The 12,140-nt window shown below is 44.1% G+C and carries 7 protein-coding genes; 4 read left to right on the forward strand and 3 right to left on the reverse strand.

Features of this window, described 5'->3' with window-relative positions; all coding sequences use genetic code 11:
• Positions 1-9: 9 nt before the first annotated feature.
• Both DW083_RS01520 and DW083_RS01525 read right to left on the reverse strand, forming a co-directional pair.
• Positions 10-3,933 carry a DUF6383 domain-containing protein gene (locus tag DW083_RS01520; RefSeq protein WP_147382076.1) on the reverse strand — a complete coding sequence of 1,308 codons (3,924 nt, stop codon included), beginning with the start codon at positions 3,931-3,933 and terminating at the stop codon, positions 10-12.
• A gap of 856 nt (positions 3,934-4,789) precedes the next feature.
• The gene (locus tag DW083_RS01525) at positions 4,790-5,728 is read right to left on the reverse strand and encodes a tyrosine-type recombinase/integrase (protein ID WP_122331187.1); all 939 of its coding nucleotides are present in this window, start codon (positions 5,726-5,728) and stop codon (positions 4,790-4,792) included.
• A 1,103-nt stretch (positions 5,729-6,831) separates the two neighbouring features.
• Here DW083_RS01525 and DW083_RS01535 point away from each other — a divergent pair.
• Entirely contained in the window at positions 6,832-7,680 is an 849-nt protein-coding gene (locus tag DW083_RS01535) for a DUF3737 family protein (protein WP_122331189.1), read from the forward strand.
• A 12-nt stretch (positions 7,681-7,692) separates the two neighbouring features.
• Positions 7,693-8,853, forward strand: a complete 1,161-nt coding sequence (locus tag DW083_RS01540) for a MalY/PatB family protein (RefSeq protein ID WP_122331190.1) — start codon at positions 7,693-7,695, stop codon at positions 8,851-8,853.
• A gap of 4 nt (positions 8,854-8,857) precedes the next feature.
• Here the strand turns inward: DW083_RS01540 and DW083_RS01545 are convergent, their stop codons facing one another.
• Positions 8,858-9,688: an endonuclease VIII gene (locus DW083_RS01545; RefSeq protein ID WP_122331191.1), complete on the reverse strand. Its 831-nt coding sequence runs from the start codon at positions 9,686-9,688 to the stop codon at positions 8,858-8,860.
• Positions 9,689-9,810: 122 nt separating this feature from the next.
• Between DW083_RS01545 and DW083_RS01550 the strand changes: the two genes are divergently transcribed.
• Together DW083_RS01550 and DW083_RS01555 are read left to right on the forward strand one after the other, a co-directional pair.
• Positions 9,811-10,824 (forward strand): N-acetylmuramoyl-L-alanine amidase, encoded by a 1,014-nt coding sequence (locus DW083_RS01550; RefSeq protein ID WP_122331192.1) that lies wholly within the window; start codon positions 9,811-9,813, stop codon positions 10,822-10,824.
• Between the two features lie 73 nt (positions 10,825-10,897).
• Positions 10,898-12,133: an anaerobic sulfatase-maturation protein gene (locus tag DW083_RS01555; RefSeq protein WP_122331193.1), complete on the forward strand. Its 1,236-nt coding sequence runs from the start codon at positions 10,898-10,900 to the stop codon at positions 12,131-12,133.
• Positions 12,134-12,140: the final 7 nt, after the last annotated feature.

Raw genomic sequence — 12,140 nt, forward strand, 5'->3', positions numbered from 1 at the left:
TTTTAATTGTTACTTAACTATTACTTTCTGTCTGTTTACAGCGTAGATACCGGCAGGAACAGCGATCTGTGCGCCATCGTTTACGCGGGCATTGTAGTGAACACGTCCCAACATATCGACAACGATAACCTGCGTAGGTTCGGCCGTATGGATCGTGATCGTTCCATGTCCTGTTTCCACAAAGTAACCTTCCACCGGAACAATTTCATTGCCAGTCGGCGTATCACCAATGCGCAACGAACGCAGTGTGCTTGTCGTTGCCTCATCAGCCAGTACAAAGCTCTGGAATGCCTTAATTGTCGGATTAACCATACGATCAAACGTCTTTCCATCGTCACTCAGGACATAAGCTGTCTGTGTCAGCGTCATATCGGACAGGTTGGGATTAGAGATGATCTGGAAGTTAACACCATCTACCTTTGTTGTTACAACCGGAGCATTCGGTTCAGCCTTTGCAGACAAAGAGATCAAGCCGTTGTTATCTGCTTTGGAAGTAACAAGAATCGTACTGTCCTGATCTGCGGCAATGATACAAGATGCGGCAGGAGCAGCATTAGCATCCGTCACAGTAAAGGTCGGAGCCTTATCTGCAATTCCGGCAGTCCAAAGCCCGTCATTGGTAAAAGCAACAGTCTTGACATCTTCACCTTTCAGATTCTTCACCGCGTTAATTGCAAACGGAAACCCGAATGCCTTCCAAGTCTTTTCCACACCATAAGCCAACTGAACAGCTTTTGCAGTCACAGCCGCATTAGCAATCAGTTGTGCACCTTCTGCCATAAAGACTGTATCTAAAGGCATAGCCACATTAATTGTCAGGATTGCACCGGCGGCGATCTCAACGGAACGGTTGGCGTTGTTAGCATCGTTCCAGGTTACGTCGGTTGAAACTTTTATGCGGTTATTGCCGGCTGCGACGGTTGAGAATACAGGTAAACCATCACCAGATTGCTTCAGATAGAAAACGACTTTGTCCGATACCTTATCTGCAAATGCTTTGGCGGCTTTTTCACCTGTAACCAAGTAAGCGTCTTTGCAAACAATAGTAATGCTGTCAGGAACATTATATCCTGTTGGCATTGCATCTTGTGCATTTAAAGATGTCAATGCTTTAGCGGCAGTCAGTTCGGTTGTGATGACATCGCCTCGATAAGCCACGACTTTTTTTACAGAGCCATTTAAATAAACTAAAGCATTTGGCAATGTCTTACTTGCACTACGAAGCGTATCACCATTCTGAATCAAGATGCTTTTTGAACCGTCTGCATTCAAGAATTTAGTGTTTGAATCTATCGACACTTTGTTTCTGTTATAATCGATATATCCGTCAGCTTTTGAATCCAACACATTTTCATAAGAAACAAAAATAGGAGTCGTCGCTTCTGCCATATTCTGAAGGGTACAATTTTTTAATGAAACGGAGCAATCGGCACTTGGCTTCATACAAGGACGCTGAGTCCCCCCCGTTCCACCACCCATCTGAAACACGATAGGGGGTATAAATCCATAATCTTTCGTATTATCTGTAATCTTACTTGTGACAACACAATTATCCATTTCAACAACAGAACGTTCCGTAGCCTCAAAAACAATCACCCCAAAGCCATTAGAACTACCTTCTTTTCCAACGCCCGTAAAAGAAGAATTAGTTGCTTTCAAAGTCATTTCATCAGCACCTTTTTCACTATACCAAGCTCCCTGCATATAGAAAGCAGCCCATCCATAAATTTCTGAATCATTGATTACGAAATGTTGTTTGGGAGATTTAATCCATATGGCATAATGATAATTATCACCAACCGACAATTTAGATCCATTGATTGTATAAGTTGAATTATCAGCTCCCTGAGTTAAAATACATCTAATCGAATTCAAAGTATTTACATGATCATCAGATGCTATTTTAGAATCAGTCATTGAGAAGTTACAAAAACCACCATCATTAAACAAGCCGATCTGACTATTTTTAGTCAATGAAATATTCGTTTTTTGTAACTCGATAGTCGAAGTCGTAACTTCTTTTTTCAAAGTTATGGCAGCTCTTCTATCATTTGTTCCCGGAGCGACCGGAATAATATCAAGGCCTGTCAACGACAAATTTATTTTAGGCTTTGTGATATCGATCATCGAAGTTATGATCGCAGTTGTTGCACTGCTGGCCTCTGTCAAAGTCAGGTTCGTTAAGGCAATATCCGCTGTATCACTCGGAGCAATTGTCCAATGTCCCTCTACAACACACTTTGCCTTATCATTTCCAACAATCGCAAACGACTTATCCAGCGTTATATCTTTTGTCAGCGTCTGTTCGCCAGTAGCTGTCCAGACAATACCATCCACCGTTGCACCACCATATGTAAACAAGGAGTCCAGTTCGGAGACATCAGTCATATTAGCCAGTTTCTTACCGGCAAGTGCGGTTTCATTCAGTTCGTTTGTCCAAGTCAAAACTGCATTTGCAACCTTGAAACCGGAACTTAGTTTTGCCATCTGCCAAGTAGTTTCCCAATCTTGACTATTCGGAGTTTCAATGCTTACAAAAGAGAGACGCTGTTTAATGCTTCTTACTAATACAGGATAAACACTCTCTGTTTTATAAGTGTCCGGATTTTCCTTTGGATTATAAGCGATCTTTACAGATTCTTCCAATTGGCTATTACCTTTTAGCGTAAAATGAGGATTAGCATATCCTCCCCCCCGACTGCGATCTACCGTCATACGGACAGCATGTCCATTACCTTTCGTATGTAAATCTGTAGCAACGACTTTTGTTGCATTAACATTCAATCCTCCACCGGCATTGTTAAATAGATTCACGTTCGTGATATAAATAGTTGAGTCCCTATTTTCTGTTGTTCCTGTAATCAAGTCCAAAGCCGTTGCATTCACCCCGTCTATAGTCAGATTCTGAACAGTTGAACCGGCTGAGTTTCCGTCAAACTTCAGTAAATAATAAGACTCACCTTCTTTAGCATTGAAACTTCCTGTAATTGTATGACCGTTACCTTCTATCACTACCGGTTGCCTTACGTTAATGATACCATGAAATGCGCCAATAGAACTTTGAGCTATAACCAAATCATTAATATCCAAGTCTTTTTCGATAGAGATAGTCTTTACTAAGCCTTCTGAATGAGCAGTAGCATCGTTAACCATACCGGCCAAAAGATTCTGAAATTCAATTGCCGAATTTACCTTTACCGTTTTTGTTTCAGAATCATATTTGCTTGTCCAGGCTGTTTTCTTCCAAACATATTTACTATCTTCTATTTTATAAAAATAATGATAGCCTTTCCAGCCTTCAACTTTAAACCAATCTTCTTTTTCTTTATAATCAGCCCATACCTGGAGCGGATCATTCAACTGGCTTGTTTTATCCAATGTAAAAACCGGAGTAGTGTTATCTTTTTTATTTTCCAAATTGACACTACCCCATATATGGTTCCCAACGACCAATCCGGTTGCATTTACATTTGATGAATTGTTAACCAATCCAATGCCGCCGTTACCCAATAGCTTTACATTCTCCAATGTTACCAAAACCTCTGTACTGCTGCCTCGTTGATATACCGTTAAATCGTTATATCCTTTTCCATCAGCAGGCGTGGCATCTTTACGATCATTCTTTAATGTCAGATCCTTTAATTTTACAGTACCGGATGTTCCGTCAACAACCATAATGTTCTGTAATGCAGTACCGGAAATAGTGAAGCCTTTTCCGTCAAGCGTTAAAGATTTACTGATTGTAATAGCCGATCCGCTTTCTGCGTTTGCATCCGTAATATCACCGGTTAAAGTAATCGTTGTGCCAGCTTGGGCGTTTTCAATGGCTGCCTTTAATGTTGTCAGAGAATTGATCCCCTCCGCATGTAGCCAACCGACACTTGTCGTCAACCCTATACTGACGGCAAGCAAAAAGTGTAATTTTCGCTTCATAAGCTTAGTTTTTAATGTGAGTAATTAATTTGAAATAAGTTCTTAATAATTATTAGTTGGTATAATGGGATGTGTCAAAACTCCTATTTATAGCGTCTGTGTCCTGGCGGTCCCGGATCAAGTCCGGGATGACTGCACCAGTCATTTCATCCTAATCGCTGTAAATCAGTTTAGTATAAGATTGCGGGGCAAGCCCGCAATGACACGCTAAAGCGTTAAAACTTACTTTTGACACATCCCCCAAGTGTCGAAGCAGGAGCCGGCACTCATGTCGAAACAGAGGCCGACTCCTATATCGAAGCAGAGGTCGATAGGAAAAAGCTAAGGGTTAGTGCTTATAATTCCTTCGATCCCTCTACCTCTTTTTCAAATGTCAACAAAATCATCTTTTCTGTTACCATAATATTTTAAATTTAAGTTGCCCGTTGGTGAGGCGGGAACTACCAATACAATTTTTACCCTTATTTATGATATAAGGGTAAAGACAAAATTCCAGACAGTTTTTTGAGCTTACGCGAAAAGGGGAAATCCCCTAAACATACAGAATTGTTCTGTTTTTGAAGTGATATTTTAAAGGTAGGGAAACTTTTATTTTATATCGTTAATCAAGCTTCGTTAAAAGCAATACAGTTCCGGTCCATCCTATACCCTTATCTCGATATATCTTCTCCAGACAGGTTATAAAACAGATATTGACTGAATTTTTATCAATAGCCTTTGATTATTTTTCCAAATTGTGAGATTTTCCCTTGTTTTTCATCTTTTTTATTACAACCTTTGCAACGTAGTTCTTGAATTAAGGGGCGTGGCGAATATATAAATAGTTGTAACAGAGTGAACAAACAGCCATTTCTCCTTATATCATAAATAAGGGCACTTTCTCTTTCCTTATCAATTTTTCTACTTTATTAATTACTAAATCATTGGCATTTCCTATCTCGCGGGTGTCGAGCCGTGCCAGATAGTGGTGAGTCATTTTCTCCGATGTATGTCCCAGGGCCTGGCTGATCACATTTATGGCTATATGTTGGCGATAGGCTTCCGAAGCCCAAGTGTGGCGAAACACATAACTTGTCATCGAGACAGGTAAATGCAGCCGCTCGCCAATCTCTTTCAGCCGGCGGTTATGCACGGCAAGTATGGCTTTATACTGCTCGTGGCTGGTATTCTCCGACAACAGGGGAAACAGATAAGGGGAAGCCGGGTCAGCGTAGCGGTCGATCAAAAACTTCATGCCGGGACTGATCCGGATCTGAATCAGTGTTCCCGTTTTCTGGCGATGATAGGTCAGTATCCGACCGCCTTCGCGGATATTATCTTTTGTCAGATGTACCAGATCCACAAAAGGCATCCCGCAAGCCATAAAGCAAAACAAGGCAAGCCCCGCCGCCTGCGCCTGGTCCGGATGGTCTTTATAATTCAGACGGGCTATCTCCTCCATCACATTCACCGTCACTGCACGTTTCGCCGTCTCTTCACGTTTCAACCGTATCCCTTCAAACGGGTGTATCTTCGGCCTGTAGCGCATTTCCCGGCAAATCTTGTTATACATCGCCCGGAAGCAGCTGATATAACTGTTCACCGTATTTACGCACAGCCTTTCATTTCTCAGGGACGACATAAAATCTATCACCTGCGGGGGCCTCAAATCTTTATATGAGAACACTTCCTTCCCGCAAAAGCGGAAGAAGCGGTTCCGTACCGCCCGGTATAAGTCGGCGGTACTCTCCGCACCGGCTTCCCTTTTCTTCCTTTCCTGCTTTCGCATCGATTCATAAAAATCTTTCTTTTCCATAAGCTATTCACCTCTGTTTTAAAAAGGTAAATATACAACAGAAGATCGGAAAGAATAGTTATCCCCCTCCCCCTTAACCACCGGCTGATCATCGGGAATTCTGATTTTGACAGAATTGAACTATCCCGTTCCCGCGCTCCGACGCGGGATCGCAAAGGAATAGGTTTTATCCTAAACTGGTAAATGATGATTTATGGGTCTGTAGAGATGCATGCCTGTACATCTCTACTCGTGCCGCAGGCTATTTTGCGATCCCGCGTCGGAGCGCGGGAACGAGGTAGTTCACTTTTTCTTAAATACGAATTTCTATTTCTTAAATATGATCCCTTATAATTTTCAACTTTCACCTCTTAACTTTCAACTGTCCCGGGGGGCTTATTGTATAAAACGCATTTTTCAGGTAAAAAAAAGGCCTGAAAGCAAACAAATGTTAATCCGCTTTTTTGACCTCAAAAAAGGACTTTGTACTCTTTTCCGGGAGTCTTTAAGCAGGGAAGTCAACCTTTATTTCATTTTCGAGGTACTTTATCGCCATGAAGACGGTCGCCGTACCCTATGAAGACGGTCGCCATTCCAATGAAGACGGTCGCGAGGGCGATGAAGACGGTCGTCGTGGCGACAAGCTCCCGAAATTTTCCTTGCATATTTGAGACGCAGTCCGCCTTTGTTTTGCTACAGGCGATTCTCCGGGAGTTAAGGTTTATCACTTTGCCGGTGTTTCCGTCTTCCGGCAATCAAAAAGAATGCTTTTCGGAACGGGCTGCGCACCTCAATTCACCTATTGTCAGACAGGAAGGGATAAACATGGAAAAAAGTCAAACCAAAATCGATCAAGATTTCGGACGAAATAGAAAAACCGCCAAAAAGAGGGTTATTGTAAATTCCGTGTTAGAAACATTGCAATATCCTGTAATAAATACTATATTTGTCTACCAAGAATACGTGCGACACAATCTCCTTCAATAATCAGTAATATAGGTAATAATACCTGTAATTTATCTACAAAGCAAGAGAATGCTTCGGTGTACATTTGCAATGTAGAAAACAGGATATCATTTTAAAGAATATCCGGAATAAATAAATTAATAATGAGTAATTGAATAATGGAACAGATTAAAAACAGGGAATACGGAGGTGAACGCCCCCTATTCGCCACCCATGATCTTCAACTGGAAAATGTAATAATCCATACGGGGGAATCCGCATTAAAGGAATGTAGTAATATCATCGCTGTAAACTGCCGTTTTGAAGGGAAATATCCTTTTTGGCACAATGACGGATTTGTCATCAAGAACTGCCTCTTTACGGAAGGCGCACGCGCCGCACTCTGGTATTCCCGAAACCTGCAAATGACAAATACGATAGTGGAAGCTCCGAAAATGTTTCGCGAGATGGACGGGATAAAGTTGGAAAACGTACAAATCCCCAATGCACTGGAAACTTTTTGGCACTGCCGTAACGTCGAACTGAAGAATGTGCAGATCGACAAAGCGGATTATCTGTTTATGCACGGCGAAAATATCCGTATCAAGAACTATTCCCAGAACGGGAACTATTCCTTCCAGTATTGTAAGAACGTAGAAATCCGGAACGCGGTCATCAACTCGAAAGATGCATTTTGGAACACAGAGAATGTGACGGTGTATGACTCCGAACTGAACGGTGAATATCTGGGGTGGCATTCGCACAACCTGCGCCTGGTTAATTGCAAGATTTCCGGCACGCAATCACTCTGTTATGCACATAATCTGATTATGGAAAACTGCACAATGGCGGACGATGCCGACCTGTGTTTTGAATACAGCAGCGTGCAAGCAACCATAAACGGCCCCGTGCATAGTGTGAAAAATCCAAGTAGCGGCAGCATTACAGCCGAAAGTTATGGTGAAATCATCATCGACGAGAATATTAAAGCACCCGGAAACTGCGAATTGAAATTGTGGGATAATTAATACATTCGACAAATGAAATATAATTTTGACGAGATAATTCCCCGTCGCGGGACGAACTCTTATAAATGGGATATGGCAGAGGATCAAGATATCCTGCCAATGTGGGTGGCCGATATGGATTTCCGTACGGCTCCCGCTGTAATCGAAGCATTACGAAAACGGGTGGAACATGGTATTTTCGGGTACACGAAAGTTCCTCCCGCCTATTATGATGCAATCGGAAACTGGTTCAGACGGAGGCACGGCTGGAAAATAGAGAAAGAATGGATCATCTATACGACAGGTGTCGTCCCGGCCCTTTCGGCTGTTATCAAAGCACTGACAGTTCCCGGCGACCGGATATTAGTGCAGACACCGGTCTATAATTGCTTCTTCTCCTCCATCCGAAATAACGGATGCGAAATAATCACCAATCCGCTTATCTATGAGAATGAGACCTACAGGATCGATTTCGAGGACCTGGAGAGGAAAGCGGCTGATCCGAAAGTAAAACTGCTCCTGTTGTGCAACCCGCATAATCCGGCAGGAAGAGTCTGGACACGGCAGGAGTTGACGCACATCGGAGAAATCTGCCTCCGTCATCATGTGTGGGTCGTAGCAGATGAAATCCATTGCGAATTGGTCTTTCCCGGACATACATACACTCCTTTTGCTTCGATCTCGGAAGAATTCCTGATGCATTCCGTCACTTGCACTTCGCCGAGCAAAGCGTTCAACCTGGCTGGATTGCAGATTGCCAATATCTTTTCTGCCGATGCGGACGTACGTGCCAAGATAGACAAGGCGATCAACATCAACGAAGTTTGCGACGTAAATCCGTTCGGTGTCGAAGCGCTGATGGCCGCCTACAACGAAGGCGGAGAATGGCTGGAAGAGTTGAAACGCTACCTTCTCGACAATTATGATTACCTGAAAATGTATTTCAAAGCGCATCTTCCGCAATATCCCGTGACGGCGTTGGAAGGCACCTATTTAGTATGGGTCAATTGCTCGGTTCTGAAACAATCCTCCCAAGATATCGCACACGCATTGCTCGATAAAGAAAAGCTATGGGTGAACGAAGGCAGCCTATACGGCGAAGCGGGCGAGAATTTCATCCGCATCAATATCGCCTGCCCCCGTAAAACCCTGGCCGACGGATTGGAAAGGCTGAAACTTGCATTAACAATATGAAGGTTCACACATGGAGCGGCTGGCAGTCCGGGCAGAAATAAACCGTGCCTCCTAAATAAGCCTCTTTGGATATGATTCCGCCGCAACATGGGCAGGGGGACGTATATGTATTCTTGGACAGGACAGACCGGTAGCGGCCTCTGTTCCCCAAGAAGTCAGTCTCCGTATCGCGTCCTCCCCCGTCGGTCATCGCCTGCAAGGTGTTTTTGAGGGAATGGAAAAGTGCTGCTTTATCCGTATCGGACAGGGAATGGATCTTACGCTTCGGATGCAGTTTCGCATTAAAGAGAATATCTTGCAAGACGCCATTTCCAAGTCCGGGAATCCGCTGTTCCGTCGCCAAGAATGCTTTTACGGATATGTTCTTCTGCTCGGCAGCCAGCTTCCCTTCGAAAAAGGATTCGTCAAACTGTTCACTCAAGGGAGAAACGCTTTCAAGGCTCAGCGTATGGTATTTATTGTCTAACGTATGGCGGAAAACAGAAATACTTCCGTACATACTTGTCGTAAAGCTCACGTATGACTCATCATCGAACGTAATCATCAATTGGTACTTCGACGGTACCGGATCGCCCGGACGCCCGTAGCGCATATTGATCCCGTCTGAAATACAGAGAAAGACATCTTCGTCCATACAAACGTCGACAAAAATACCCTTTCCTACGGCAGATATAACTGTCCTTCCAACTAAAGAATCACGGAGTTCCTCCGGAGTTCCACTGAAAAAAGTAAACTTGTGCAAATGGGTGGCACCATACACATTTGTTATACAGCGCCCGGCAAGAGTCTGTTCCACTTGGCGGCCAATCGTAATAGCTTCGGGTAATTCAATCATATTAATAATATATTTGCGATTACTACATACAGTCAGACAAATATAATGAAACAAAATCAAGCATATTTTATTATCCCAGGAAAAAATTCTATTTTTGTCTACGTTTAGTAATTTATACACCAATGAAGGTCAAACTTAGTATTATACTATCGCTTTTAATCACCCTGCTTTGCGCCAACCAGTTACAAGCTCAGGAGAAGGCTTTCCCGAAAAAAGGGGAAGGCATCGCTCTTTTCCTGAAACGCCACAACCGCACCGGCGCAGACTATCAGAAGCAATTCATCGAGCTAAATAAAAGCAAATTAGGAAAAGGCAATACCCTGCGGATGGGAGTCAAATATACGCTTCCGCCTTTACAAGGTAAGGAAGCCGCCGTCGCTGCAGCCAAACGGGCAAACTACGAACCGTTGTTCGGCAAGGAGCTTGCTTCCTACAAGGTAACCTCGTCCGAACTGAAAGGCGCCTGCTTCTATTTAGTCAGCGGGCATGGAGGGCCCGACCCCGGCGCAATCGGACGGATCGGTTCCGTCGAGCTGCACGAAGACGAATATGCCTACGACATTGTCCTGCGCCTGGCGCGCAATCTGATGATGAAAGGCGCCAAAGTGCACATCATCATACAGGATGCCAAAGACGGAATCAGGAACGACAAATACCTGAGCAACAGCAAACGGGAAACCTGTATGGGAAGCCCGATCCCCTTCAACCAGGTACGCCGCCTGCAACAGCGGTGCGATAAGATAAACGCACTGTTCAAACAGGATAAATATGCTTACAAGCGGGCAATCTTCGTACACGTGGACAGCCGTAACAAAGGACATCAGACGGACGTGTTCTTCTATCACCAGGATAAAAACTCCGAAAGCAAGAACCTGGCAAAGACCATGCGGTCGACTTTCACGCATAAATACAACAAGCACCAGCCGGGACGCGGGTTTACCGGGACAGTGGACGGTCGCAACCTGTATGTCTTGCGCCACACGACACCGGCTTCCGTCTTTGTCGAATTGGGTAACATCCAGAACAGTTTCGACCAGCAACGGATCATCCTGAGCGACAATCGCCAGGCATTAGCAAACTGGTTATGCGAAGGCTTTGTTACCGATTATAACCGTTATAAGAAAAAAACACGGTAAAAAGTAACACCCGTTCGTTAAAAAGACTACATTTGCAATTGAAACTAAATAAGAACATCGTTTTAAACATACCATGAGTAATCCTTATATATCCCCGTTCGCTAAACCCGTATATGTAATGCTGAAGCCCGTCGGATCGGTTTGTAACCTGGCGTGTGAATACTGCTATTACCTCGAGAAAGGAAAACTTTACCCCGAGGTGAAAAATCATATCATGAGCGAACAGCTGCTGGAGAAATTCATCAAGGACTATTTAGAATGCCAGACGATGCCGCAGGTTCTTTTTACCTGGCATGGCGGCGAAACGTTGATGCGCCCTATCGGTTTCTACAAGAAAGCGCTGGAGCTGCAACGCAAATACGGGCGCGGACGCCAAATAGACAACTGCATCCAGACAAACGGGACACTGTTGAACGACGACTGGTGCCGTTTCTTCAAAGAGAATAATTTCCTTGTTGGCGTTTCGATAGACGGCCCGCAGGAATTTCACGACGAATACCGCAGGAATAAGCAGGGGCTTCCCTCCTTCTACAAGGTGATGAAGGGAATCGAACTGCTGAAAAAGCATGGTGTGGAATATAACGCGATGGCGGTCGTAAACGATTATAATGTGGATTACCCACTGGACTTCTACAACTTTTTCAAGGAAATAGACTGCCATTACATCCAGTTCGCCCCTATCGTGGAGCGTCTCGGGTTCCATCAGGACGGGACGTTACTGACTTCACCGGAGCAGCAAGACGCCAACATCAAACTGGCGCCCTTTACGGTAGACGCCGGGAAATGGGGTGATTTCCTTTGCGCGATCTTCGATGAATGGCTGAAAGAAGATGTCGGCAACTATTACATCCAGCTTTTCGACTCTACATTAGCAAACTGGGTGGGCGAACAGCCGGGCGTTTGTACGCTGGCACGCACCTGTGGACATGCCGGAGTGATGGAGTTCAACGGCGATGTATATGCCTGCGACCATTTTGTATTTCCCGAATATAAGTTAGGTAATATCTATACCCAGACGCTTACCGAAATGATGTACAGCCAGCACCAACTGAAGTTTGGTGCGGATAAATACGAAAAGCTCCCTACGCAGTGTAAGGAGTGCGAATACTTGTTCGCCTGTAACGGCGAATGCCCCAAGAACCGTTTCCTTCACACGGCAAACGGCGAACCCGGACTGAACTATCTTTGTAAAGGATATAAGAAATTCTTCAAACATGCGGCTCCTTATATGGACTTCATGAAAAAAGAACTGTTGGCACAACGCCCGCCTGCCAACGTGATGCAATGGGCAAAAGACAATAAACTATAATCGAATA

Source organism: Parabacteroides sp. AF48-14, assembly GCF_003477465.1.
Lineage (GTDB): Bacteria > Bacteroidota > Bacteroidia > Bacteroidales > Tannerellaceae > Parabacteroides > Parabacteroides acidifaciens.